The organism is Algoriphagus jejuensis, assembly GCF_039523455.1.
In the GTDB taxonomy this organism is placed as follows: domain Bacteria; phylum Bacteroidota; class Bacteroidia; order Cytophagales; family Cyclobacteriaceae; genus Algoriphagus; species Algoriphagus jejuensis.
On sequence record NZ_BAAAFI010000009.1, the window covers coordinates 1 to 26,814 of the forward strand.

General features: G+C 44.3%; 20 protein-coding genes. 5 read left to right on the forward strand and 15 right to left on the reverse strand.

Translation table 11 applies throughout. The annotated features are described in order from the left end of the window. Positions 1-125: 125 nt before the first annotated feature. From ABD031_RS10205 to ABD031_RS10220, 4 genes are all read right to left on the reverse strand, one after another. Complete coding sequence (locus ABD031_RS10205; protein ID WP_343851018.1) at positions 126-1,511, reverse strand: efflux transporter outer membrane subunit; 1,386 nt, start codon at positions 1,509-1,511, stop codon at positions 126-128. Position 1,512: 1 nt separating this feature from the next. Then, a complete protein-coding gene (locus tag ABD031_RS10210; protein ID WP_343851020.1) occupies positions 1,513-4,674 on the reverse strand; it encodes an efflux RND transporter permease subunit in 3,162 nt (1,053 codons plus the stop codon). A gap of 40 nt (positions 4,675-4,714) precedes the next feature. After that, entirely contained in the window at positions 4,715-5,851 is a 1,137-nt protein-coding gene (locus ABD031_RS10215; protein ID WP_343851022.1) for an efflux RND transporter periplasmic adaptor subunit, read from the reverse strand. A gap of 374 nt (positions 5,852-6,225) precedes the next feature. Next, the gene (locus ABD031_RS10220) at positions 6,226-6,885 is read right to left on the reverse strand and encodes a GDSL-type esterase/lipase family protein (RefSeq protein ID WP_343851024.1); all 660 of its coding nucleotides are present in this window, start codon (positions 6,883-6,885) and stop codon (positions 6,226-6,228) included. Positions 6,886-7,274: 389 nt separating this feature from the next. On the opposite strand from ABD031_RS10220, the gene ABD031_RS10225 reads away from it, so the two are divergent. From ABD031_RS10225 to ABD031_RS10235, 3 genes are all read left to right on the forward strand, one after another. Beyond that, positions 7,275-8,396 (forward strand): DUF4407 domain-containing protein, encoded by a 1,122-nt coding sequence (locus ABD031_RS10225; protein ID WP_343851026.1) that lies wholly within the window; start codon positions 7,275-7,277, stop codon positions 8,394-8,396. 57 nt (positions 8,397-8,453) lie between these two features. Continuing rightward, positions 8,454-8,708, forward strand: coding sequence for a DUF6364 family protein (locus ABD031_RS10230; protein ID WP_343851028.1), 255 nt, complete (start codon positions 8,454-8,456; stop codon positions 8,706-8,708). Between the two features lie 183 nt (positions 8,709-8,891). Next, positions 8,892-9,122 (forward strand): hypothetical protein, encoded by a 231-nt coding sequence (locus tag ABD031_RS10235; protein WP_343851030.1) that lies wholly within the window; start codon positions 8,892-8,894, stop codon positions 9,120-9,122. A 105-nt stretch (positions 9,123-9,227) separates the two neighbouring features. On the opposite strand, the gene ABD031_RS10240 is transcribed toward ABD031_RS10235, so the two are convergent. The 11 genes from ABD031_RS10240 to mtaB all read right to left on the reverse strand — a co-directional run bounded on the left by ABD031_RS10240 (position 9,228) and on the right by mtaB (position 21,496). Beyond that, on the reverse strand, positions 9,228-10,109 hold the full coding sequence (locus ABD031_RS10240; RefSeq protein ID WP_343851032.1) for a pirin family protein: 882 nt from the start codon (positions 10,107-10,109) through the stop codon (positions 9,228-9,230). A gap of 170 nt (positions 10,110-10,279) precedes the next feature. Further along, positions 10,280-11,230: an NmrA/HSCARG family protein gene (locus ABD031_RS10245; protein WP_343851034.1), complete on the reverse strand. Its 951-nt coding sequence runs from the start codon at positions 11,228-11,230 to the stop codon at positions 10,280-10,282. A 227-nt stretch (positions 11,231-11,457) separates the two neighbouring features. Continuing rightward, entirely contained in the window at positions 11,458-11,847 is a 390-nt protein-coding gene (locus ABD031_RS10250) for a DUF1398 domain-containing protein (protein ID WP_343851036.1), read from the reverse strand. A gap of 484 nt (positions 11,848-12,331) precedes the next feature. After that, positions 12,332-12,907, reverse strand: coding sequence for a hypothetical protein (locus ABD031_RS10255; protein ID WP_343851038.1), 576 nt, complete (start codon positions 12,905-12,907; stop codon positions 12,332-12,334). A gap of 158 nt (positions 12,908-13,065) precedes the next feature. Continuing rightward, positions 13,066-13,224 (reverse strand): hypothetical protein, encoded by a 159-nt coding sequence (locus ABD031_RS10260; protein WP_343851040.1) that lies wholly within the window; start codon positions 13,222-13,224, stop codon positions 13,066-13,068. A gap of 44 nt (positions 13,225-13,268) precedes the next feature. Then, positions 13,269-16,124, reverse strand: coding sequence for an N-6 DNA methylase (locus ABD031_RS10265; protein ID WP_343851042.1), 2,856 nt, complete (start codon positions 16,122-16,124; stop codon positions 13,269-13,271). Between the two features lie 236 nt (positions 16,125-16,360). After that, entirely contained in the window at positions 16,361-16,981 is a 621-nt protein-coding gene (locus ABD031_RS10270; RefSeq protein WP_343851044.1) for a hypothetical protein, read from the reverse strand. Between the two features lie 20 nt (positions 16,982-17,001). After that, positions 17,002-17,190, reverse strand: a complete 189-nt coding sequence (locus ABD031_RS10275; RefSeq protein WP_343851046.1) for a hypothetical protein — start codon at positions 17,188-17,190, stop codon at positions 17,002-17,004. A gap of 112 nt (positions 17,191-17,302) precedes the next feature. After that, positions 17,303-19,315, reverse strand: a complete 2,013-nt coding sequence (locus ABD031_RS10280) for an alpha amylase C-terminal domain-containing protein (RefSeq protein WP_343851048.1) — start codon at positions 19,313-19,315, stop codon at positions 17,303-17,305. A 319-nt stretch (positions 19,316-19,634) separates the two neighbouring features. Beyond that, positions 19,635-19,904, reverse strand: a complete 270-nt coding sequence (locus ABD031_RS10285) for a GIY-YIG nuclease family protein (RefSeq protein WP_343851050.1) — start codon at positions 19,902-19,904, stop codon at positions 19,635-19,637. A 272-nt stretch (positions 19,905-20,176) separates the two neighbouring features. Further along, positions 20,177-21,496 (reverse strand): tRNA (N(6)-L-threonylcarbamoyladenosine(37)-C(2))-methylthiotransferase MtaB, encoded by a 1,320-nt coding sequence (gene mtaB / locus ABD031_RS10290; protein ID WP_343851052.1) that lies wholly within the window; start codon positions 21,494-21,496, stop codon positions 20,177-20,179. A 324-nt stretch (positions 21,497-21,820) separates the two neighbouring features. Here mtaB and ABD031_RS10295 point away from each other — a divergent pair, with 324 nt between their 5' ends. Beyond that, complete coding sequence (locus tag ABD031_RS10295) at positions 21,821-23,983, forward strand: glutamine synthetase III family protein (protein ID WP_343851054.1); 2,163 nt, start codon at positions 21,821-21,823, stop codon at positions 23,981-23,983. 1,183 nt (positions 23,984-25,166) lie between these two features. Further along, a complete protein-coding gene (locus ABD031_RS10300) occupies positions 25,167-26,813 on the forward strand; it encodes an amino acid ABC transporter substrate-binding protein (RefSeq protein ID WP_343851056.1) in 1,647 nt (548 codons plus the stop codon). Position 26,814 lies beyond the last annotated feature (1 nt).

Consider the following 26,814-nt stretch of genomic DNA (forward strand, 5'->3'; position numbering starts at 1 on the left):
ATTCCCTTAGTTGGCCTAGGCCAACTAAGGGAATGGGTTGATACAAAGTTTAAACCCTAGACACAGTTTAATGAACTATCCCTGAAAAACTCAATTTTCAGCCATTTTTCGATTAAACAGTACTTTTACCAACCGCCGCCGAGTGCTTTATAAAGCCTCACAGTAGAGGTCAATTGAGACTGAAGCGCCAATGATTTTTCAAATTCGGAATAGTAGAGTTCCCGCTCGGCATCTAGGACTTGGAGGAAGGAAGTGTAGCCGTTGTCATACAGTGCTTTGGAAAGCATCAATGATTTGGTAGTAGCGTTTACCTGCTCCACTCTGGCGTCGTATTCATTGGAATAAGTCCGGATTTCCGCAAGGGAATTTTCCACTTCCGCAAATGCTTCCAAGATCGTCTGCTCGTAGTCGTAAGCATACTGCTTGGCTCGAGCGCGCTCTGCTTCTACTCTTCTTTTATTTTGGCCGAACTGAAAAAGTGGACCTGCCAATTGTCCAGAAATGGAACCCAGCACGGCGTTGGGAACGAACAATTTGGAGATGTCTGGACTGGCAACACCAAGGAATCCAGTCAGGCTCAACGATGGAAACCGCATCGCAACCGCCACTCCGATTCGTTCGGTCTGCGCTACCAATAGTTGCTCTGCCTGTACAATGTCTGGTCGTCTTTCCAGTAGTTCAGATGGCAAGCCAGTAGGAATGTCCAGGGGCAGCAACTGCTGATCGTTTTGCAAGCCACGGGCAATAGGGGAGTAGGTCTTTCCAGTCAGGATACCGATGGCATTTTCGACAAAGATCATTTCACGTTCCAGGCTGTACATCCCCGCTTTGGCATCGGCTGCAATTTGCTCTGCCTGTAGCTTGTCCAATTCAGAAACGTCACCTTTTTCGAACCTAAGTTCGATGATCCGGAGGTATTCAAGTCTGGTTTGGTAGGTTCTCTGCGTGATTTTGTATCGGTCGTCCAGGCCTCTCAGATTGAAGTAGAGCTCAGCGACTTGTGCTACTACGCTGATGAAGATCGACTTTCTGTTTTCTTCCGATGCAAGCAATTCTGCATAAGCTGCGCGGTTGGCATGTCTAAGTTTTCCCCAGATATCGATCTCCCAGGAGATATTTCCCAGGACAGAATAGGAATTGGTATTGAAGCCGACCCCTGCCTCCTGCGCTCGCTCTCGATATTCGGATGCCCTGGCCGAAGCGCCATACCCGATAGACGGGCCCATATTCGCCTTGTTGTACCCCAAGATCGCCTGAGCTTCTTCGACTCGGGCCATTGCGGTAAGCAAATTTAGGTTAGAATCGACTGCATTTTGGATCAAAGAGCGGAGCACCGTGTCTTGGTACACATCCCACCAAGCGAGATTGGTGATCGAGTCTGGGTTTTCCACCGGTTGGAAATATACTTCCGGAGTTTTTGTTTCGACGGTTTCAGGCCGGGAATATTTTGGCCCTACTGCGCAACCAGCCAGAACCAAGACGATAAATATCGGTATGATTAGATTTTTCATATCAATGAGTCGGTTCAGAAGGTGAAACAGTAGGAGCGGTCGGTGGAGTGTGAGTCTTTTTCTTCCCGATACTTTCGATCAATACATACAAGCCGGGGACGATGATGACCCCGATGATGGTGGCAATCAAGGTTCCGCTGAATACCGCCATGCCCATGACTTTTCTGGCTTCCGCTCCGGCGCCTGTGGCAGTGAGCAAGGGAACCACACCGAGCATGAAGGCGAAGGAAGTCATCAAGATAGGTCTAAGCCGAAGTTTTGCAGATTCCATCGCCGCATCGTAGAGTGATTTGCCCTGTTCTTCGTGGAGCATCTTTGCAAATTCTACGATCAGGATGGCGTTTTTCGCAGTCAAGCCGATGAGCATCACGAGGCCGATCTGTGCAAAGACGTTGTTTACGTAGCTGACGCTCCACAGACCTCCGAGCCAAAGTCCAAGGAATGCTCCGAATACCGCTGCCGGTACCCCCAGCAATACGGAGAACGGCAAGGTCCAGCTTTCATACTGTGCTGCCAAAATCAGAAAAACAAAGACCAAGGCCATCAGGAACATGGTTCCTCCGGTTCCTTCTGCGGCTTTTTCCTGATAGGACATGTTACTGAATGCCATGCCGATTTCCGGTGGCATGGATGCTGCGACTTCTTCAAGTGCATTGAGTGCATCTGAGGAACTGAATCCTTCCTTCGGTGCTCCGGAGATTTCCGCAGCCCGATACATATTAAATCGGTTGGTGTAGGATGGTCCGGTGATGTCCTCGACGACAGCAAGGGTGCTCAATGGAATGATCTCTCCGCTTTTGCTTCGCACATAATAGCTTGCCAGATCATCGGGTCCGAGTCTGTTTTGACCCTCTGCCTGCACAAATACCTTGTACTGCCTTCCAAATCTGTTGAAGTCATTGACATAGGAACTACCCAGATAGGTAGATACGGTACTGGTGATCTCCGAGAGGTCTATTCCCAGTTTTTCGGCTTTGTCGTAGTCGATCTGAATCTTTTTCTGCGGCACGTTTGATCTATACAAAGTAAAGATGTTCGCAATTTCAGGTCGCTTACGCGCCTCAGCCATAAATATCTGAGCCTGCTCATCCAAAAACTGAGGATCGTTGCCGGAGCGATCCTGAAGCTGAAGGGTAAAACCTGCCGAGGTACCCAAGCCTTCGATAGGAGGAGGGCCGAAGGCGATGGTAGTGGCCTCAGTGATCGTTTGCCTGAAGGCCAGATTGGTTTCTGCGATCAGTTGCTTGGCCGTCTTGGTTCGCTCCTCCCATGGCTTGAGAGAGACGAATACGAAGGCGTTGTTGGTAGAGTAGGCTGTGGTCAACAAGCTGTATCCCAAGATCATGGTAGAGTACTGAACCTCCTCATGCTCCTGCAAGATCGCTTCGATCTTTTTGGCGACCTCGTCTGTCCGCTCCATGGACGCGGCATCCGGCAGCTGCATGTTGATCAGGAAATATCCCTCATCCTCTTCCGGTACGAAGCCTCCGGGGATTCCTCCATTCAGGAGAAAAATCCCGCCGACTACGAAGCCGATGATGATCAGCGATCGGATTGATTTTTTGGCCACAGCACCTGCGATGCCGGTATAGCCTAAGGTGAACTTGTCAAACCCTCTGTTGAAGGAATTGAAAAAGCGCTGAAGCCAGCCGTTGGACTCCTTTTTTGGTTTCAGGATAATCGCCGACAAGGCAGGACTCAAGGTCAGGGCGTTGAATGCGGAGAACAAAACCGAAATCGCAATGGTAATTGCAAACTGCTGATAGAGTCGGCCTGTGATACCTCCTGCGAAAGCGACCGGAACGAATACCGCAGCGAGGATCAGGGCGATCGCCACTACCGGCCCACCCACTTCTTTCATTGCTTTTTGGGTAGCTTCTTTCGGCTTCATGCCATGCTCGATGTTGTGCATGACAGCCTCGACCACCACAATCGCGTCATCGACGACGAGTCCTATGGCGAGGACTAGCCCCAGAAGAGAAAGTACGTTGACAGAAAATCCAAGTATCGGGAAGACGATGAACGTACCCAACAAAGAAACCGGTACTGTAAGTAATGGGATCAGTGTGGCTCTCCAATCCTGAAGGAAGAGGAATACCACGATGATCACCAAGGCAACCGCTTCGAACAGTGTGTGAACAATCTCTGAGATACCGACCGAAATCGCCCGGGTGGTATTCAGTGCAATGTCATACTTGAGATCCTGTGGAAAAAAACCTTCCAAACCCTGCATGGTAGTCTGCACAGCTTCAGACACTTCCAAGGCATTGGAGCCAGGGATTTGATACACCACGATGGATGCTGCCGGGCTTCTGTTCAGACGGCTGGTTGAGTTGTAGTTGTCCAGGCCGAGTTCCAGACGGGAGATGTCCTTGAGGCGCACGATGGAACCTTTTTCATCTGACTTGACGATGATATTCCCGAATTCTTCTTCGGTAACCAATCGCTCTTGAAGTGTAACGGTATAGGTGTACTCCACACCGGCCGGTGTAGGAGGGGCACCGAACTTACCACCTGGAGCAATTGCGTTTTGTTTCTTTACCGCATTCGAGACGTCGTTGACAGTCAGATCAAGCTTGGTCAATAGATCCGGATCCAGCCAGATCCTCATGGAATAATCCGCACCACCAAACAGGAACACGTCACCGACACCTCGGATCCGCTTGAGCTGATCTACAATATTGATATTGGCGTAGTTGTTAAGGAAAAGTCCATCGTAAGTGGAGTTTGGAGAGGAAAGAGATACCAACATCAGTGGGAACACCAGTGATTTTTTGGTCGTAACTCCGAAGTTTTTTACTTCAATCGGCATCTTGGCACTCGCTTGGGACACCCTGTTTTGGGTCAGCATGTTGGCGTTGTCCAGATTGGTTCCTACTTCAAAGGATACCTGAAGTGTCAGAGAGCCATCCGATCCGTTGATGGATTTCATGTAGAGCATCTCTTCCACACCGTTTACCTGCTGCTCGATTGGCGTCGCTACTGCCTGCTCTACGTTGACAGCATTGGCGCCGGTAAAGGTCGTCGTCACCTGGATCATCGGCGGAGTGATGTCCGGGTACTTTGAGATCGGAATGCCGCTTAGTGTAATCAATCCCATGATGATCATCAAGATCGAAATCACCATCGCAACTATCGGTCTTCGTATAAAAAACTCACTCATAGTACTGGAGTCAAATAGTTAGAATTAAGAGTCGGCTGCATCATTTGTTCTCTTCTGGCCATTTTTGCTCCACTACTTCAATCTTGGAATTGGCGCTGACACCTGCCGAGCCGATGATGGCTACACGGTCACCGGCCTTGAGTCCGCTTTTGATGATCCAGGCATCGCCTATTTTTGGACCGGTTTCGATGGTGGTGACCTTTAGGCTATCGGATGCATTGACTAGATAGACTTGCGAGATGTGCTGCAGTTGCACGACGGCACGCTGAGGGATCATCACTGCGCCGGTATAGGTGCTGAACAGGATGCGGGCTTTCACAAAAAGTCCCGGTCTGAGTAATCCATCCGGGTTTGGAAATGAAGCTTCCATAGTAAGGGTACCGGTGGAGGGATCGATTTCACGGTTTGCAAAGTCGACCGTTCCCATTTCACCGTAAACCGATCCATCAGCCAAGAGCAGTTGGACGTTGTTCCGGGCAGATTCCCGGTCTTCCATAGATTGCTGGGCAATCCGGAGATATTCTCTTTCGCTGATTTCAAATCTTACACGAACTCCGGTGATACTGGAGATGGTCGTCAGAACAGAAGTGCCGGTACGACTCACATAGTCACCTTCACGCACATTGGAGATGCCTACCAATCCGTCAAACGGAGCCAAGACACGGGTATATCCCAATTCAACTTTTGCATTTTCAAGTGAAGATTTGGTGGCTGCGACGTGGGCTTTTGCAGCTTCATATTCTGCAACTGCGTTGTCCAGGTCCTTTTTACTGAGCGCGTTCAACTCGGTCAGCGGTTTGACACGGCTGAGTTCACTTTCCGCTCTTACCAGTTCGGTAGTCGCCTGAGTGACTTCACTTGCCTGTCTGTCCAGGCGGTTTTTATATTCGATGTCATCTATCGTGTAGAGAAGTTGGCCTTTTTTTACCTGAGATCCTTCTTTGAAGTTGACTGAGGTGACCCAGCCCTCTACGCGAGACCGAATGTCGACGTCGGATTGTCCATATACTTGAGCGACAAAATCCTCATAAAGGGGGACATCACTCTGGATAGCTTTCACCACATTGACTTTCATGGGCGGGGCTTCCGTTACTACTTCCTTTTTGCAGGAAGAGAGCAAAACGATAAGTGATAAAAAACCAAGAAGTTGGTTTTTTGGATTAAGTGGTAATTTCATAGGAAAAGGAATTAGGCCGGCTAGTAGTCTTGCACACGTTTTTTTTTGTGAAATCAACTCGGAGGGGATAAAGAACAACGGTAATTGAAAAATTCAATTCCAGATTCACAGACAGAGGCAAAAGTTGGCATTTTTATCAATAAAAAAACCTGAGAAAAATCAGGTTGCAGCCGACGGCGGGTATTTATTTCAAAAATATCGCCCCCACTTTTGTGGGACAGTATGGCGATATTCTGTAAGGGCTTGATTTTAAAGCGGCTGCGTATTTTGGCTTTTTTGTAGAAATCAACACCTACGACAAAATGAAAATGCTTTCATTTTGGCCGTAGGTCAATTTCCGATGAGTATCGGTGCTAACCCAGTTGGTTCTATTATCAATTCAGGTATTCTAGGAAGATTTCATTCCAGATTTTATACCCGTCTTCGTTGAGATGCAGCTGGTCTTTGATGTAGAGTTCGGGGCGCGGATTGCCGTTGGCATCTAGCAAAGGTGCCCAGCTGTCGACAAAGTTCACCTGCTCTTTGCTGCGGCAGTATTCGGCTAGCATAGTATTGAAGATGATATAGTTTTCCTTTTTCTCCACGCGAGCCGGACTGGGTTTGGCTGCGATCAGGAAGATTTCCATGTTTGGGTTGATGAGCTGCAGGCGACGGACAATGTTGTCCAGGCTGCTGAGTATTTCCGCAGCCGGGACATCCGACCACAGGTCATTGTCACCTTCGTAGATGAATACCCGACTCGGCTCGAATCGGATCACCAGGGGGAATAGGTGCGTTTCGAGATCGGAGGCCTTGGAACCGCCGAATCCTGTGTTCAGGATTGGAGTGTCCGGGAAGGTCGTTTGAAGGTTTTTCCACATGCGGATCGTGGAGCTTCCTGTGAAAACCGTGGCGCCCTGAGACCATCCGACACTGTCTATGTGTGCAGAAATCTGTCTGACTTCTTTTTCGAAAGGAACATCTTGTGCTTGGGTTTTTTCCCAAAATAGAAGGGCAAAGAGAAATAGGAAGGTTGAAAATCTGTTGGGCTTCATGGGCTTGGGCTAATGATTCGGAGTCAAAGTAAGGCAACTAAGCCAAAATCAAATGCAATAAAGTCAATTGAATGCCTTTTTTAACAGTTTTAAGTGATCTTGTCCGAGATCATGATTTCCTACAGAACTCGTTTTGGGGAAGCACCATACCTGACTCTGGTGATGGACTTATGCGTTGTGAGCGAGCATATTATGCACGAAAATGTACACCTCGGACAGAATCAAAGTTTGATCAGTCGGAATGGGGAAAAAGCCAATTGCCCTTTCTACCCCAGAAAAGTGAGGTTTTGTCACATTGTCCCCGGTTTTTTGGCTTTTGGAAAATGCATCCATTTTTTGGAACTGTTTTAGCGTTGTTAAATCAGATCTGACACTCAACCTCTCTAGTCATGCAACACATTACCCGTTTCTTCTGGTTTTGCAGTGGGGCAAATTTTGCCTTGCTCAAGCGTGCCCCTACCGAATCCAACAAATATGTCGGAATCGGTGCCACGGTTTTCTTCACCGGAGTATTAGCTGCCTTGGCTGCGGGCTATGCATTATTTACTGTCTTCCAGTCGCTCCTCCCTGCAGTCGCATTTGGATTGCTTTGGGGATTGATGATCTTCAACTTGGATCGATTTATCGTGTCCAGCATGAGGAAGAGGGAGAATGCCTGGGGAGAATGGAAGCTGGCGATTCCCCGTTTGGTATTGGCGGTGTTGCTTGCTTTGGTAATCTCCAAGCCGTTAGAGCTGAAGATGTTTGAGCGGGAAATCAACCGCAAGCTAGATGAAAAGAAGACGGAGTTTATTGCTCAGTCCAAGGCTAATTTGGCCAAGGGATTTCCGGAAATCCAGGACCTGGAATCCAAGATCGACACCTTAAAGTCGGAAGTGGCCCAAGCTGAAAGTTTCCGTGACCAAGTTCAAAAGGAATACGATGCGGAGCGTTTTGGAGAGAAAACGGCCGGTACGAGCGGAATAGTCGGACTAGGGACAAATGCCAAAAAGAAAGAGCAACAGCTCGATGCATCTCAGCTGGCATTGGATGGTCTGCGGAAAAGAAATCAAGTCCGGGTCGATACGCTGGAAGCCCAAATCCGGGAATTTATCGCCTTGCGTCAGGCGGAGTTTGAAAAACAACAACCGGGAATTGAGGGTTTTGACGGCTTGGCGGCACGGATGGATGCGCTGTCGGTGCTGACGACGGAAAGCGCTGCCATGGCGATGGCCAATGTTTTTATCATGCTGTTGTTCATTGCGATTGAGACAGCTCCGATTTTTGTCAAACTGATCTCAGCGCGTGGACCATACGACGAACTGTTGGAATTGCACGAAGACAAGGTGAAGCTTTTCAAAGGGGAAAAGTGGACGAAAGCAAAAGGGGAATCTGAAGCTAGAGTTGGCTATTTTCAGGATACACATTTCTATGCCACAGATCTCAGCAAAGAGAAAACCAACCGAAAAAACAAAGTGCAGACCGAGTCGGAAATCGCTGATATCGAGGAGAAGTGGAGGAGAAAAGTTTGATATTTTTGTATTACGTAGTTTAGTAAAAATCTTTACGTATAGTCAAATAAGAAAGCCATGGATGCTAAGGTGACGCTCTCCTTTAATAAAGAGGTAATCGACAAGGCAAAGGAATTTGCGGAGCAGAACAATATCAGCCTGTCTAGACTGACTGAGTATCTGTATTCGCAGGTCACTTCAAAAAACTACAAATCAATGGAGGAATTGCCAGTGTCGGATTGGGTGGATTTCGTGGCAGAGGGGCCAATCGAATACCGTGGGATGCGTAGCAAAGATAAGATGAAATCGGAGTTTTTTGAGAAGAAAAAATGAAGGTTTTTTTGGATGCAAATGTGTTGGTTTCAGTCCTTAAATAAAGAATATCCACTTTTCCCCATTTCATCCCAAGTAATAAGTTTGGCTGATCGGCCGGATTTTGATCTCTATACCTATCCTATTTGCTTGGCGATTGCATTCTAATTTTCTGAAAAGAAAAGTGGCTCAGAACTGGCCCGGATGAAGATAGAGATGCTTTCGAAGAAAATTTTGATGACCAACGTGGATCAAGACACAGTAAATCAAACGCTGGCGAATCGTCAAGTAAAAGATTTGGAAGATGGACTGCAATATTATTCTGCTTTGAATGGTGGCTGTGCAGTCGTTGTTACGGAAGACTTGGCGGGGTTTTATTACTCGACTATCCCGATTCTGAATTGCAGGGATTTTTTGGAAGAATACCTTTATTGATTGACGCTTTTTCAGCTACGGCATCCAACTGATCCCAAGTTTTCCCGATTTTCGTTCTGGGATTTTTACGTTTACCTAGAACTTACTTTCCTGGTCGATTTGATACTACTTTTTGAAAACAGGATAGGGGACAAATTCTTCCTCATCGCCTTTGATTTTGTCAAACTTCTGGGCAATCCATTTGACTTTGGCTTCCTCGATCAATTCTTTGCTGGAAGAGACAAAATTCCAGTCGATAAATCGCTCTTCGGGAAACGCCTCGCCGCCGAAGATGTACACGGTACTGTTGGCTTGGATGGTAAATTCACATAGTGCACTGTCTTTCGCAACCAGGATTTGTTTTGGACCAAAATGGTTTCCTTCACTTTCGATTCCCCCCTCTAGAATGTACAAGCCACTTTCGCCAAACAGGTGCTCTCCAATGCTTAGAACTCGTTTTTCTTTGCTTTTGATCTCCAGCATGTACAATCTGCTGTAGACAGGCACGGGCGACCGATGTCCAAAAGCTTCTCCAGCGACAAGTTTGAATTCGATTCCCTCGACTGTCCAAGCCGGAAGTTGGTCAGCTTCAAAATGAAAAAACTCTGGGTCCATCTGCTCAAGATGCTTTGGCAGCGCCACCCAGATCTGCAAACCGTGGAGGACTTTGTCTTCGTGACGTAGGTAGTCGGGAGTTCGCTCTGAATGCACAATCCCTTTCCCGGCCGTCATCCAATTGACCGCGCCGGGTTTGATCTCCACTTCCGTTCCCAGCGTGTCGCGATGCATGATGCTACCCTCAAATAGAAAAGTGAGCGTGGATAGCCCGATGTGCGGGTGAGGTCGGATGTCCATCTGTTCCCGCTCGTTCAGCTTGACCGGCCCCATATGATCGATGAATATAAAGGGGCCAATCATCCGTTTTTGACGAAAAGGCAACAATCTGCCGACAAGAAATTTGCCAATGTCAGCAGCACGCTCTTCGATAATCAGTTTAATGTTGGACATGGAGTGTATGGATATGGGTAAAGTTTAGACGGTCTCTGCCGATCCGTTTTGGGCCTGAGTGGAGGAACAGAAGCCGCTCAAGTCGGGAATTTCCCGTTCTCTGAAATTAGCAAAGCCTGGACTAAAAAACTCCAGGCTTTAGATAATTGAAAAGATTTGGTGCTTTTAGACTATTCCACCGGAAGCTTATCAAGGTTGATTTTCAGCCATTCTTCAAATGACAGCAAGTCAGGGTTTAGCTCTTTGGCGGCAGCAATATCTCGGGCTTCGGTAAATTCCTTTTCAAAGGTCTCATAGTATTGGAACATATTTCCCAGATCCTCTGCTCCGGGAAATCCAAAACTGCGAAAGACTTCAGCCGGGATGGCATTGTATCGAACCTCTTCTCCAATTGCTTTGGTGAGGACTTTGGCCATGTCCTCGCAGGTGATGTGTTCACCGGCGATTCCCACAGTTTTGCCGATCATTGAAGAGCCTTTCTTAAAGATTCCATAGGCACACTTTCCGATGTCTTCCGCGCCAATGCCACTGAGTTTACTACCCCCCATGGGAAAGGTGATGGCCAGTACGCCGTCTTCTCCCCGCTTGGGCCCCATTCCAAAATAGAGGAGGTTTTCCCAGTAAAAAGTGGTAAGCAAAAATGTGGTCGGTACGCCAGCTTTTATAAAAAACTGGTTGGATTCACCTTTGGCATCGAAATGAGGCACTTTGTATTTTTCCATCAAGGTAGGCATGCTGTCGTCGTGCAGCGGCACGAGCAAGCGGGTGTCTTCCAGGGTGGACCAGACCACGTGTTTCAAACCGGCAGCTTCTGCGGCTTCGGCCATAGTTTTGGCTTCCATCGCTTCCTGCTCAGGAGAGAAGTGATCCCAAAAAAAGGTGACGCAAAAGGCTCCATAAGTTCCTTCCATTGCTGCCCGTACGGTTTCAGGATGGGCAAGATCAGCTTCTACTACTTCGGCACCCAAATCTGCCAGGGCTTTTGCTTTGTCAGATGATGCATTACGCGTAACTGCACGAACGCCAAAGTCTCTGCTGGGATCGCTTAAAATAGCCCGTACCAATCCACCGCCTTGTGCACCGGTGGCTCCAAATACTGTGATGATTTTCTTTTCAGACATAGAAAGATTGGATTTGAGAATGGAGAAATGGGTTTAAGTAAGATTGATTCGTGGCGAATGGCAGCAAAGAAACTTCCTGACTGTCATCGTTTTGGAAGTTAGGGATTTGTACTGTAAACAGAGAAGAAGGGGTGTGATAATTGTGAGGCCCTTTGGAAAAATCTGTGCTTTTGCTGCTTAGAAAGTAAGATTTTGCTTTTGGCAACCCGCGGAAAGTGGAGGGGTTTTTATCCGGGTATTACTTCTACCAAAATCTCTTTCCCTGCCTTGTCAAAGTAAGTGCAAGTCATCTCGTCCAAGAGGGCGACCCATTTTTCGATGCCGGACTTTGCGCAGTCTTCGCAAAATGTCGGGTAATCCGTATTCCCTGCCTGATGGGCTTTGAGGTCGGATGTAAATTGGCTTGCATTGGATCTAGCAGCTATGGCCAGGGTTTCGTACTTAGCCGGGGAGGTGGCGAAATGAGCGTTTGCTCCAAAATAGTCGGTGTGACCGTCCGTGACGAAGGTGACATAAGAGCTGACTCCCAGCTTAATCAGGTTTTGAATGTAAGCGGGAAAATCCGAGCCGGACTTTACCTTGCTATGGGCCGAGTTGATTTCGTCGAGGGTAAACATGTGTCGGTGGTTTGAAAATCAAGTGCGATGAAGTATTCTGCCTCTTGGAGGATCGAAAACCTTTCTTCAGTAGTCAGAAAGTTAGCGAAAGTCAGCTGGTTTTGTGCCCTGCTTCTGGATGAAGGATGGCTTTTTTTGAAATCACACAGGGGCCGTCCAAAGCAGTGTTTCAGTTCTTGCCAACCCAATTCTCATCCCTTATTTTTATCGGGCTGGAAGATCTATGCCCAATCCACAAAAAAGACCTTCCAAAAACGAGTCTGGAAAGGCCGAAAAACCTATAACTGAATGATTTTCGGCTTGTGACTAACGATATAGAAGAGACTTTTTGAGCTATGTGAAATTGCAAGTATCCCTAAAATCCCGACTCAATCCCCATAGGCACCTCACCGGTTTCCCCGAAATAATCGGGGCAGGCAGTGCAACAGCGGTTTCATTGTTCGTGCTTCGCACGCAATGAAAACCTAGTTGCTAGCGGTAGTTTTTATTTCGTTGTATGTCCAGCTAAACACCTTGTCCCGTCTTTTATTAATTCTGACTCGATACCATACAAAATCATGTTTACTCCTAGGGGGCTGTTCTGTTGGAAAAATAGTTTTTGAGTTTCGTCCGAATAAGTTTCTGTTACATTTTTTAATCTTGTTTTAGTCGTGTCAGCTACCGCAATGTCGATTGTCAATGAATATGATTTTTTAACTTTTGCAAAAACGCTGTCTCCAATTCCATCATATAGAAACATCTGTTTAATTAATTCTATGTTCTTGGTATCCATGTCATCAAGTTTATCCATAGCTTTTCGTAAGCTGTCAATATACAGAGAAGTCTTAGTTACCCTTGAATACAGGTCGACAACCTTGGCTGTTAATATGCTGTCTTTTGATTGTTTTAAGGTTTGGTTAAAGGATTTTTCAAAGTCTGATTTAGCGTTGGATATATCTGCGTCCATTTCTAATTTAGCTTCTTTCACATCGCTGTCCACTTTGTTTTTTACTTGTTCGCTAAAGTTGCAGCCAATTAAGGTTGTCAAAATTGTCAATATAATAAGTGTTTGTCTTGCCATTTGTCTTTTGTTAAAATTACCGCTAACGTTTAGTATATGAAAAGTAGGCGATTTCGAAGCACTAAACTTTCGGTTAAGCACAAAGTTTGATAAGAGCCAAAACCCTTGGTTTTATTACTGTTTCGCCTATTTTTTATATACATTGTTAGCCACTGGCTTTATTTTAATAGTGCCTCAAATTTATTCCACTTGTCAGCTTCTTTCAGTTTAGAAACTTCTTTTATTATTTTCATTTGAGTGTCAGTATCAGGCAAAGGAAATTGTATTTTCATCATTTCTCCTTTTTGAAGCTTACCTCCATTTGGTCTGGTTTTCAAAAAACCTAAATCCAAATTCGCAAATACTAATTGAAGATACTCTTCTAAAGTTTTTCGTTTTTTGTTCTTACGATATGAGCGTGATTATTAACCCAAGATTTTCCTTCAATTATAAAAGCGGTATTATCACCTTTATTCCATTTAGCACCGTCTTCGCCTATTAACACTAACTTTTCATCAAAAATATAATCATCTATCATTCCTGTTTTACCTGTTGCTCCGTAATATATGTAGTCGCCACTTCCTCTTTTTGATTTTTTGACAGGTTTTCTTAAATGGTCTAATACCTCACAAATAGTATCATCAGAAAGATTTGTTAGTGGATATTTAGTGAACTCTAAATATGGATTTTCCAATGATTGCATATATACTCGATAATCAAATGTAGTGTCCGAAAAGTCAAGCATTTCATTAAATTCTTTTATTTCAGCATATTCTTCAAGTGATTTAGGTATGCTTAAAGGTTGATTTAAAAAGTTATTGTAAATAAGCGTATTTAATTTGTCAGGATTTAATAGGTTCTCTTCATCGTACATTTTAGAAAATATTTTACCACTCTCGTTGAAAGGATAAGGATGGATACCTTCGTATTTTGTTTGAGAAGAATGTTCGTAGCCAAGAAATAGCTTCATTTTATCTTTATCTCCTGCATTACCAATAACTACTTTGTTATTAAAGTTTAAAAGGAAAATGCGAATTTTTTCTACTTCGTGTTTCCATATTTTACCATCTTTTGTTTTCTCTAAAAAATCATCAAAATCATCAAAAATCGTATTCAATTCTAAATATTTTGATATGATATTTTTTTGTCCATTAAATGAAAAATCCAATTGCTTTTTTCTGAAATCGTCAATAAGCACATTGACTTTATCTAATTCAACTTTTTCTCTTTTCTTTATAAATAAGGCAATAGTAGGTTGACCTGCGTATGTAAAAGCTTTAGTCCCAAATTCACATAATCCATAGATTTGGAAATTCTCTAAAAGCATTTTTCTTGCTTTTTGATGTATTCCTCTATTAAGTAAAATAGTACTTGGTAGAATAATACCTGCAAAACCATTTTCTTTTAATAGTTGGGATGTTCTTTCTAAAAAAAGAGCTTCTATATCATCACTTTTGTCTGTGATTTGGTCAAACAAATCAAAAGTGTCTTTCCCATTCTCTAAAACCATTCTAAAACTTTCAACAGAAAAAGGTGGATTAGCTACTATTGTATCAAAAACAGGGTTTTGCTTTTCTCCTGTGCCATTATTTAGTTTACCGTAATATATTGACGAGTTAAATGGTGCTAAACCGTCTCCATATATAATCTTTGCTTCACCGTCACCATTTAAGAAACAAGCAACTTTTGTTGTTTTTGCAAGACGATAATCTTTTTCAATACCGTAAACAAATTCTTTTGCCCATTTATAAGCTCTCTTCCAAGCGTAAAAATTATCCTTTTGTGTTTTAGTTTTAAAGTCTTTTTCTTCTTTTAGTTGAAGTATTTTGTCAATTCTATCCATTGCGTCATTAAGGAAATGTCCGCTACCACAAGCGTAGTCAATAACATAAGGCATAAAATTATTATCCTTTGAGTTTATTTTTTCTTCTATAATTGTTTCAAAAGGAATTGAATTACAAATGAAAGTTGTGATTGGTGTTGGTGTAAAAAATTGACCTGATTCTTGCTTTATACCAATATTTAATAGTCTCTCAAAAAAGTCTCCAAGGAATTTTTGTTTGTGTTCGTATTTGATTTTAAAAGGTTCTAACAACTTGACAACCTCCTTTACAATTTCCGCATTTTCAAAAAATGTACGTTCATTAATTACCTCTTTAAACGCAAATTCATTGTTTTTATATAAACGTAGTTGCTTGAACATATCTTTAATTGCTTTCGTTTTCTCATTTATTTGTGAAACAATTTTTAATAGTTCATTGTCAAAGTCATCTTCAGATACATCAGCAACGTCTAATTCCATATAATCACGCATACCTTTTTTATGTAAATCGCTTAATCGGTAGATTACATCAACTGGGTTTTCGTTATATTTCCATTGAAACTCCATTTCATAGTTTTCATCCACAGCGTTGTCTTCATCCACTATTTTACATAGAAACAGGTTGAATATTTTATTGTAAGCATTGGACTTATCAGAAATGGTATGTCTTCTTAAAATTTCAGCAAAACGATTAAAAATAGAGCCTTCATCATTACTCTCTGGTGTAAGGTAAGAGTGGTCAATTGGTTTTAAATCGCTATTAACAATACCTAAAAAACTAATGTCATAAGCTGGAATTGAAGGCTCAAAAATCCCTTTTGTATAAAATACATTATCCCATATTTCGTGTATTTCGATTTGGTTTTGTGCTTTTTTAAAGTCGGAAGTATGTATAATATTTGATAAATAGTCAAATTCATCTGTCGAATTTATATGTGATGTGTATAAACACAAGTATTTTGCATTTTGGTCTTGCAAATAGTAATTAAGAATTTGTTCTTTGTTGGTGTTGTTTTCTAATGTTATTTTTAAAGCCTTATTATATTCTTTTCCCCAAGTTTTACATTCTATCATTAAATAAGCTTTCCCTTTTGAGTCAGTTACGAAAACGTCCAAATTTCCGCCAACTCTCCATTTTTTCTCTAATTCAATATTTTTTGCAGGGTAGCCTTTTCTTAAAAGTCTAATTACACATTCAAGTACTACAAGGTTTTCGGCTTGACTAAAGTTACAAGTTGTTCGTCTGTGAACTTTTATATCATTGCCATAGTCAATGTTCCACTTACTTATATTATCTCCTTTTAGGTCAATTCCAACTTTATACTTTTCAATCTCTAAAGTCCAATGCTCGGATTTTCCGTTTGTCAAGTTAAATCCTAACTTGGTTATAAATGCTTCTATTTCTTTCTTTTTCATTTAGTCTGTATGTTGTTTTTTCAGCTTGTGGCTAACGTCTCGGCTATGGTTAGTACGGGAATTAAAAGTGATCAATTTCCGATTAAGCTCTTAGCCAAAACTTTTTATTTTGTTTTATCTTTTTTATTCTTAAAGCCAAATCAAAAAGATTTGGCGGACATTTTAAATATACGCAGACCTTAGCCCAAAGCCTAAGACCCGTATTAATTATAGCCATTGTTGTAAAACGTTTTTCCTCACTTAAACTGGTTGCTGTCCGATATCCAATCGTATTCGGTTGTGAAAGCTTTATCGTGTTCATCAGAATATGAGGCAATTATTTTCATATCCTTGAGGATTTTATCTGCATTCTCTTTTAAATATTTGTCAGCGTCAATATGCGTTCCAGTTACCATTTGTGTAAGTCGGAAACTAAACTCAAATTTGTCGTCAGGCTTTATAGGTTGTATTTTTCCAATTTCGGCACCTTTTATTTCAGTTCGGTTCGGTTTGTTTTTAAAGTCTACTTTGTAATTGTAGGCTGTAACGGAAGAATTATTTCTTATTTCCAAATCATATACCCAAGTTAATTCCCAATATTGCTCGACTTTATCAATCCCCACCCTTATTACTCTTGGATTGTTTGGTGTATAGCCTAAAGGTCCACGCATAGTAAAATCATTTTTGCGATGAAATACTATTTTAGGTCTTGATTTTCTATCTGTTAGTTTAGTTATTAGACTTACTATTAGAAATACAGAAGAACCAATAATCACTATTAAAGGTTCTTCTTCTTTCGTTCTAATAAACCAGATTATTGCTAAAATTAGTATTACAATTTCCGCAATAATGGTTATTATGCTTTTAAGTATATTCATTCAGTTCTTAAGTTTTGAATTTATTTTTCCAAAACAAATGTAATTGAATACATATAACTGCTTTCCGAATTAGTTACTACTGGAACAACTTGTTTGACCTCGTAACCATCTTCCAAATATTCATTTATTTTCGGATATTCCTTTTCTGTAAATTTATCGTCTTTGTCAATGATGTTTGTGTGTGTAGTTACGGTAATGATTTTTTGCATCTTTTTAATGTTTGGTTAGTGTTTCTCTTAAATGTTTTACAACTTGTTTATTGCTTTACCTTTTGTATGACAACTTGTCCAAATTGGTCAAGTAAGTGCACCTTTGTTATGTTTATTTTTCCCGCTCCATCACCATCACCACCCGATTTGGCACATACAGACTGACCATCTGGTCTTTGTCGGTTTTGTATGCTACGGACTTGTCCAGCCTGGCGAAGCCGCCGTAGATTTTTTCATCGGAATCCAGAAAAATCCGATAGGTTCCGGACTTGGGCATCCGAATCGGAAATCCGAAAAAAGACTCGGTGGGATGAAAAGAAAAGACAAAAATTAAGTTTCCACGCTCGTAAGCCAGAATTTTTTTATCCGGATCCAGGTAGAGTTGCTGCGCTGGTGCAGCGGCTAGGAGTTGATGATCTTTGGCGAGTTGGATCATGACCTTGTCCCATAGGTCGAGTTGCTGATAGCGTAGGAGCGGATCATCTACCAAGGACCATTGGCGGCGGGCATGTTTGTAGCTCCATTCGTTGCCGAGACGAGGGAAATCCACCCACTCGGGATGACCAAATTCATTTCCGATGAAGGTGAGATAGCCCTCTCCGCCCAATGAAAGTGTGATCATTCGGATCATCTTGTGAAGGGCAACTCCGCGGTCCACGACAAGGTTTTGCTCCAACACGGTCATGGAATAGTACATTTCCTTGTCCATCAGCCAAAACGCGATGCTTTTGTCGCCCACCAATGCCTGATCGTGGCTTTCCGCGTAGGCGATGGATTTTTCTTTTCTCGGTCGGTTGGTCAGTTCGTGCCAAAGCTCAAATAGATCCCATTCCTCGTCTTGCTTGTGTTTGAGGGTTTTGATCCAGAAGTCAGGAATCCCCATCGCAAGACGATAGTCAAAGCCGATTCCCCCATCTTTTACTTTTCGGCAAAGGCCCGGCATCCCACTGACTTCCTCCGCGATGGAGATTGCTTCGCCGTTAAACTGATGGATCAAGGTGTTTGCCAGCTGAAAATACAGCAAGGCATCGTCATCGACCCCTTCGTCAAAGTACTTGTCCGCCGAGCCAAAGTCCGTGTGGCCGTGGTGGTGGTAGAGCATAGACGTCGCCCCGTCAAAGCGGAACCCGTCGAAATGAAACTCTTCCATCCAGTAGCGGATATTCGACAGCAGAAACTGCTGCACTTCCCACTTCCCGTAATCAAAAAGTTTTGAATCCCAGCCTTCATGATAGCCCCGGTCTCCAGGATGAAAGTATTGATGCTCACTTCCGTCAAATTCATTGAGACCCTCGTTGACATTTTTCACCGCATGGGAATGGACAATATCCATGATCACGGCGATCCCCATGCCGTGGGCAGCATTGACGAGCGACTTGAGCTCCTCTGGAGTTCCAAATCGGGAAGTTGGCGCAAAATAGTTGGAGACGTGATAGCCGAAGGAACCGTAATACGGATGCTCCATCACGGCCATGAGCTGAATGGCATTATACCCGCCAGCCTTGATGCGGGGGAGGATCAATTCCTCAAATTCCCGGTAGGTTCCTACTTTCTCGTCTTCCAAAGCCATCCCTACATGCGCTTCATATATCAGCGGCATTGCGGCAGCTTCATGAAGTAAAAATGCATGGTCCGACCAGGAGAATGGTGCAGATTCAAACCAGAGTTGGCCAGCGAAATCGTGGGTCACCTCGTCTTGGATCACCCTGCGGATGTAGGCAGGTATGCGGTCTAGCGAGGTGTCATTTGCGCCAATTACACGGACTTTGATCTTGCTCTCGTGGACAAAGGTGTGCTTGTAATCCTCAAAAGGCAAGAATATTTCCCAGTCGCCTCGGTGATTTCGACGCATCGGGTGGGATTCGCGATCCCACCAGTTGAAGTCGCCCATGAGAAAGAGTTGCTTGGCGGCAGGTGCCCATTCACGGTATACCCAGCCATTTCTCATCTTTTCGAAGTGGACTCCATAGTATTCATGCATCCGGGCAAACTCCAGGATGCTTCCGGAAAAATCGATGATCGCGCGAAGAGCGGACTGAAAACGATCGAACCGCTTTTGAACGGTCGGTGCGTACGATTCCAACCAAGGTTCGTCGGTGATAAGAGAAAGGGGTTTTTGGCTCACAAAAAGTAGGTTTTGGATTTGATGAAATTAGGAAAAAATGGGTGTTCGGCAAGTTACATCAGGAAAGGTTCCATAAAAACTAGAAGGATCGCTCGGAGGCTGAGTTTATAGTGGGCCGGTAACCGAGCTTGCCGAGGTTCGGTGGTTGAGCTGGTCGAAATTCGGTGGCTGAGCTCGTCGAGGTTGGTGGCTGAGCTTGTCGAGGTTCGGTGGCTGAGCTTGTCGAAGGCCGGTGGCTGAGCTTGTCGAAGCCAGATTTACGGTATTTCTTCTCTTTTGACTTAGCTTGTCGAAGGTCGGTGGGTGAGCTTGTCGAACCCTATTTTTTACTTTTACTCAATTGAACCAAAAGCTCGAAATCTCCTTTTATCAACGCTTCCTTTTTGGCTCTTGACAAACCTTGAATTTGTTTCTCCCTTCCAAAAGCTTCGTCGATCCGGCTGAATTTTTCAAAGTAGACCAACTGAACTGGAAGATGCTTTCGGGTAAAGATTGCTCCTTCGCCAGCCTCATGTTGGATCAGTCTTTGGTCTAGATTAATGGTGCTTCCAGTGTAATACAGTCCGTTGTTGCATTTTAGAATATACATGAATGCTTCCACAGGCTAAAAAATATACTTAACTGGCTTCGACGAGCTCAGCCAACGGTGCTGTGTGTAAGCCTATCGAACCTCGATATGGCTTAAGTATTCGTAAAGTTATGGCTTCGACAAGCTCACCAACCGTGGTTCGACAAGCTCACCAACCGTGGTTCGACAAGCTCACCAACCGTGGTTCGACAAGCTCACCAACCGTGGTTCGACAAGCTCACCAACCGTGGTTCGACAAGCTCACCAACCATGGTTCGGCAAGCTTGTCGAGACTAGTGCTTCTCGTACACCATCTCCGGCTCCAACACTTCCACATTGCCAGAATCGTTGATTTGATCCAGGTGAACCACTTTCAGTTCGTGGATGAGCATCGGGTCGTATTTTGCGGCAACACGAATGTAATTTTCGGTGAAGCCGTGCATCTTCCCATCTTCCACGTCGTCTTCAAACAATACCGTGAAGGTTTCTCCAAGATTTTCCTCGTAGAATTTTCTTCTTTTTTTCTCCGAAAGAATCCGCAGCATCTTCGAACGCTCGTTTCTTTTCTTTAATGGAACGACGCCGTCCATCTCTACTGCACGGGTATTTGCCCGCTCGGAGTAAGTGAAGACGTGGAGGTAGGAGATGTCCAGGTCGTTTAGGAAGTTGTAAGTTTCCAGGAAAAGCTCGTCCGTTTCACCCGGAAAGCCGACGATCACATCGACACCAATGCAGGCTTTGGGCATCAGCGTCTTGATTTTGGTGACTCGATCTACGTACAACTCCCGCAGGTAGCGTCGACCCATCTTTCTTAATATAGTATTAGAGCCAGATTGGAGTGGGATATGAAAGTGGGGGACAAAGCGCTTAGATCTCGACACAAACTCGATGATCTCATTGGTCAAAAGGTTGGGCTCGATCGAGGAAATGCGGAATCGATTAATGCCTTCTATTTCGTCCAGCGCATACACCAAGTCGGCAAAGCGTTCTTCCCGCTTTCCCTCAACGATTCCAAAGTCGCCGATGTTGACACCGGTCAGCACGATCTCTTTTACATTGGTTGCAGCGATTTCTCTTGCCGACTCTAGGACTGATTCGATGGTATTGCTTCTGCTTTTGCCTCTTGCTAGCGGAATCGTGCAAAACGCGCAGCCGTAGTTACACCCGTCCTGAACTTTGAGAAAAGTTCGTGTCCGGTCGTTTATAGAATACGCGTTGTTGAAGGATTTGGCTTCGGTGATTTCTGAAGCGAGGATTTTGGTGTCCTGTACTTTTGCAAAGTCATCAAGCAGTTCGATCAGGCGGAATTTTTCCGCAGCGCCGAGCACCGCATCAACTCCTACTATTTCGGAGATTTCGGTTGGCTTGAGTTGCGCGTAGCAGCCGATGATCGCCACATAGGAGTCCGGAGATATTTTCTTTGCCTCTTTGACGATCTTCTTACACTTCTTGTCGGCATTCTCTGTTACCGAGCACGTGTTGATGATGAAGATGTCAGGGTTCTCCTGAAAATCGACTTTGAGATAGCCTTTTTCCTCAAATTGTCTACCGATGGTAGACGTTTCTGAGAAGTTTAGCTTACAACCTAGGGTATAAAAGGCAACTTTTTTCATGTCACTGACATTGGGTTTTTATTGGCCACATGGGATCTCGCATGGTCATAATCATACTTCTTTGTGACTTCTGGGTCTTGCTCGATTTCACAATTTTCCTCCGGACAATGAATTTGCAAAGGTAGGGATTCCCCTTCTTTTTTCAATTTTCCAATTTTGCGGACCAAAACGCACTTTTTTTGGGTGATTGGGTCTTCCGACGTCAGGTTTTATTGAAAAAAGTGAAAATTTTTCAAGAAATGACTCCAAAATAGGGGTTATGTCTTTTTCGCATGCATATTTTTCTATTTTTGTGGGTGTAATATTAAACCTCTTATTGTAGAAATGGCAACACTTAGACAACAAGCCCTGGGAATGGTACAGGCGAGGCCGAGGGTAACTGTAACCCCTCCGTCTTCAAAAATTTCGGAATATTTTGGTACCAATGTCTTCGGCATGGCTGAAATGAAGGTTTCTTTGGCACCGTCTGCCTACAAGAAGGTGATGGAAGCGGTCGACAAAGGAACCAAAATCGACACTACAACAGCTGAAGAAGTGGCTACTGCCGTCAAGACCTGGGCCCTCACTAAGGGAGTCACGCATTTTACGCACTGGTTTCAACCCTTGACCGGTTCTACCGCAGAGAAGCATGATTCGTTTTTTGACATGTATGCAGGAGTCGAAAAATTCAAGGCGTCTGCACTGGTACAGCAGGAGCCGGATGCATCTTCATTTCCAAATGGCGGTATCCGTTCCACCTTTGAAGCTCGTGGGTATACGGCTTGGGATCCTTCCTCTCCTATCTTTATCCTGGATAAAACCCTTTGTATCCCAACCATTTTTGTATCCTATACGGGAGAGGCGCTTGATTACAAGACTCCTTTGCTGAAGTCTATGGAAGCGATCAACGATGCGGCGGTAGAAGTTTGCCAACTTTTTGACCGAAATGTCAGAAAAGTAACTCCTTCCCTCGGTGTGGAGCAGGAGTTTTTCGTCGTGGACAAAGCCTTGTTTGCTGCCCGTCCTGACTTGGTGATGGCTGGAAGATCTGTGTTCGGCCACAGCCCTGCCCGCGGTCAGCAGCTGGAAGATCACTATTTTGGATCCATCCCTACACGCGTGAAAGACTTCATGGTAGATTTTGAGATCGAAGCCCACAAACTGGGAATTCCTCTTTCTACCCGTCACAATGAAGTGGCTCCGGGGCAGTTTGAAGTTGCTCCTATCTATGAAGAAATCAACAAGGCTATCGATCACAACCAGCTTTTGATGGATGTGATGGATAAAGTGGCCGAAAGACACTCCCTGAAGGTATTGTTCCACGAGAAGCCGTTTGCAGGAGTTAATGGTTCTGGAAAGCACAATAACTGGTCTTTGATCACCGATACTGGTGTCAATTTATTCCAGCCAAGCAACTCTGCGCGTGAAAATCTCCAATTCCTGACTTTCTTGGTGGCTACAGTCAAAGCGGTATACGACCACTCAGACTTGTTGAGAGCGAGCATTGCCTCTGCAAGCAACGATTTTAGACTGGGTGCCAACGAAGCTCCTCCTGCGATCATGTCTGTTTTCTTGGGTGGTACACTTACTGATGTTTTGGATGAGCTGGAGAAAAACGGCAACATCAAGATTGAGAAAGGGGACAACATGTACATGAAATTGGGAATCTCCAAGATCCCTGAAATCATCCTGGACAACACCGACCGTAACAGAACTTCCCCATTTGCATTCACCGGAAACAAATTTGAATTCCGCGCGGTGGGATCCTCTGCCAACTGCGGCCTTCCGATGACCACGCTCAACGTCATCGTAGCCGAGGTATTGAAAGGAATGATCAAGGACATCGAGAAGGAAATGAGTGCTGGCAAAGAGAAAAAGATTGCCATCGTCAACGTCTTGAGAAAATACATCAAGGATTCCAAAAAAGTAAGGTTCGAAGGCGACGGCTACTCCGAAGAGTGGGCTAAGGAAGCTGAGAAAAGAGGCCTTTCCAACCTGAAGTCAACTCCAGAGGCACTGGATGTGTACCTGACAAAGGCTACTAAGGAGCTTTACGAGCGCCACAATGTCCTCAATCAAATTGAAATCCATGCCCGCCATGAGATCCAGCTGGAAGAATACATCAAGAAAGTACAGATCGAAAGCCGCGTGATGGGTGACTTGGCGCTGAACCATATCATCCCTACTGCGATCCTCTATCAAAACAAAGTCATTCAAAATGCCAATGGGCTAAAAGGGCTTGGTCTGGACCACTCTGCGGCGGTTGATACCATCAAAGAAGTCTCGACTCACATGGAGTCTTTGAAGTCTAATATCACCGCGATGGTAGAGGCTCGCAAGAAAATCAACAAAGAGGATGACATCATTAAGCGTGCTAAAGCCTACCAGGCGGAAGTGAAGGCAGCTTACTTTGACAAAATCCGTTATGCAGTAGACAAGCTTGAGCTATTAGTCGATGACGAAAGCTGGCCACTTGTGAAGTACAGAGAACTGCTTTTTATCCGCTAGTGCTCTGCGATTAAACTATTCAAAAAGACTATCCCAAAAAGGTGGTCTTTTTTTTTGTCCATTTCCCTCCTTGGCTTTCGCGCAGAAAATGTACGGGTAGCGTGCTACTGGATGGAGAGCCCTTTCGATCGCCTCAGTAACATCAAAGGAATCCATGTTTTTTTAGCTGGTTTTGAGTGTTCAAAAAAAGTAGCGCCAAACTGCTGAATCAAAAGTGATTTGTAATTTTTTACCGCTTTTGACGGAGACGTGTATTCGTTTGCCGAATTCAGCGAATGGTCCCGCTCAATAAGACCGCGGAAAATGGTGGTGTAAAGCCTTGATTTCGGGACTTCCCTGTGTCTAACTTTTTATTGGTGAGATTGTAGCACTTTATATACAATCTGACACAAGTAGTATCAGGATTGAGTAGCTACCTGGTATTATTACCTAGTCACCGGAAAGAATACTTGGGAATGTTCCACTGGATTTGGCAAAATTCAGCCATTGAACGCTAATAATCCGTTGGGCAAAACCATGCAATGTCAGGCTTCTTCAAATTCTTAACCAGCACTAAAAATGGAAATCCTAATGATTTTGTTGACAGCAATAGCAATGGTATGGCCGGCGAAGGAACCAATACTAGCAGTTGGGAACACCTCCAAACTGGTTACCGCTAAGCGGGATGTATGCTTAATTCATGTGACCCCAGCTGTCAAGAATGACAGGTTTGTTGATGCTCACAGGGCTTAAGCAGTGAAAAAGCCTGCGAATGTGTTGGGGAGGTTTGATGAAAATGACTCGAAAGAACGCAACACTATTTTTGAAAGATGCAACACTGAGCGGCAAGAGTGGATTTAATTCAGAGAGCATCTTTGAAAGGTATTTGAAAAAGAAATAGGCAAAGACCCGATCCAATATGAAGGATTGTCTAGCCCAAGCATGAAGAAAAAAAGCAGATGGGTTGTTTGTTGATTTTTTAGCCTGTGCCGTTTTGGGGCGCAGGCTTTTTTGTATGCTTTTCGATCTTGAAAAAGAAGACCCGGTCACGGATCCAAAAATCATTTGGTAAAAGTAGAATATGGGTGAACCGAGATAATTTCCCCGGGATTTTCTGTTTCAAAGCCTTTCTGGCTTAAACTTTGGGTTTGAAAATATTGGCTTAAATTTGCCAAGCTTCACTCATCCCGTCGTCCTCGGAATCATGCGAAATCTCTTATTCTTTATTTCCCTACTTTTTATCAGTCAGTTTTCATCTGCGCAAGCGCTGCCCGACAACTACGTCAAAGCCAAAAATTCCTTGGATGCCAAGGACTATTGGACGGCCATCAATGGTTTTAAGCCGCTGACTGACGCAGACAAATACGGAAATCTTGCCAACTACGCAGCCTTCCACCTTGCCGAGGCTGCACTTGGCGCCAATCAGCCTGCCGAGGCAATCGCTGCGCTGCAACCGATCTATGGCAAAAACTGGAACAAGGCTGACGAGGCTAAGTATCTTCTTGCGCTGGCCTATTTTCAAAACAGTCAAAATTCGGAAGCGCTTAGAACCATCAAAAGCATCAAGAATGAGTCGATTCAAAGTCAGGCTTACAAGGCGACTTACGAGTATATGAGCAAGGCTACAGCGAGTTATCTTGTGGCGTACTTGGATGAATTTAAGGCCAACGAAGGATATACGGCGGCTTTGGCTTACGTCTTGCAAAAGCAGAGCATCATGTCATCCAGCGAAATTGCTGCGTTGAAGCAGGTCAAAGCCAGCAATTCTGGCAATCCTAGCAACAATAAAATCAAAGATGATGTGCTGGATCTGGTGGTGGTTTTGCCGTTTACACGTGCTGGCTCCAGCGTGGCGGACATCAATCCCGCCGACTTTATGTTTGAATTGTATCAGGGAATTGAGTTTGGCGTCGAACAGCTGAAAGCGGAAGGGAGAAAGGTCAATTTGGTAACCTTTGATTCCAAGCGCGATATGACCCATCTCGCCAACCTGCTGAATGATCCGTCGGTGAGGAATGCAGACGTCATCATCGGGCCTATCTACCCTGAAGAGATCGAACTCGTCAGTGCTTTTGCCGAAAAGGAAGAAATACCTTTCATCCATCCACTGTCTAACTTGGCTGAACGGTTTGAGCAGAGCGAGTTCAGCTATTTGTTTAGACCGTCGGTGATCTCACTTTCCGCGGGGATTATCTCCACCCTGAAATCTCAAAAATGGGGTAGGCGAGTAGCAATAGGTTACAGCGGCAGTTCCAGAGATGAAAAGTTGGGTCTTTTGCTTGAGGATGAGCTACGAAAGGCGGGGTTTCAAGTCTCCAAAATTCAAAAAATCGATCCTAGAAACGCCTCATCTTTTCTTCAAGGCCTTGGCGTAAGCGCTGGGGAAACAGCATCGATTGATCAGATTATTTTGTTGGCGGATGATCCGGCGATCGGTCAGTCGGTCTTTTCACTTATGGAAAGCATTACCGCCTCGGTGCCGGTATTGGTGATGGATTCCTGGCTGGGATTCAATTTTGCCAATTATGAAATGATGGAAGTGCCGAACTTCTATTTTATCTCTAATAATACGCCCCAGTTTGATACCGAAGCGATGAATAGCTTCCGTGAGCAGTATTACCAGCGCTACCTGATTTACCCGATGGTCAATACAATTTTGGGTTCGGAACTTGTCTATTGGCTGGGATCAAATGCCAACCCAGTCTATGAGTTTGACTTGAGAAGAGGCTTCAATCAACGCGCATTTCAGCCGGGAAGACTGACCTGGGGATTTAATTTTAAAGACGCGAACAACAATAGCTATACGCCGGTATTCAAATTCGAGGCTGGTGAGCTGATTCCTTTACAATAAA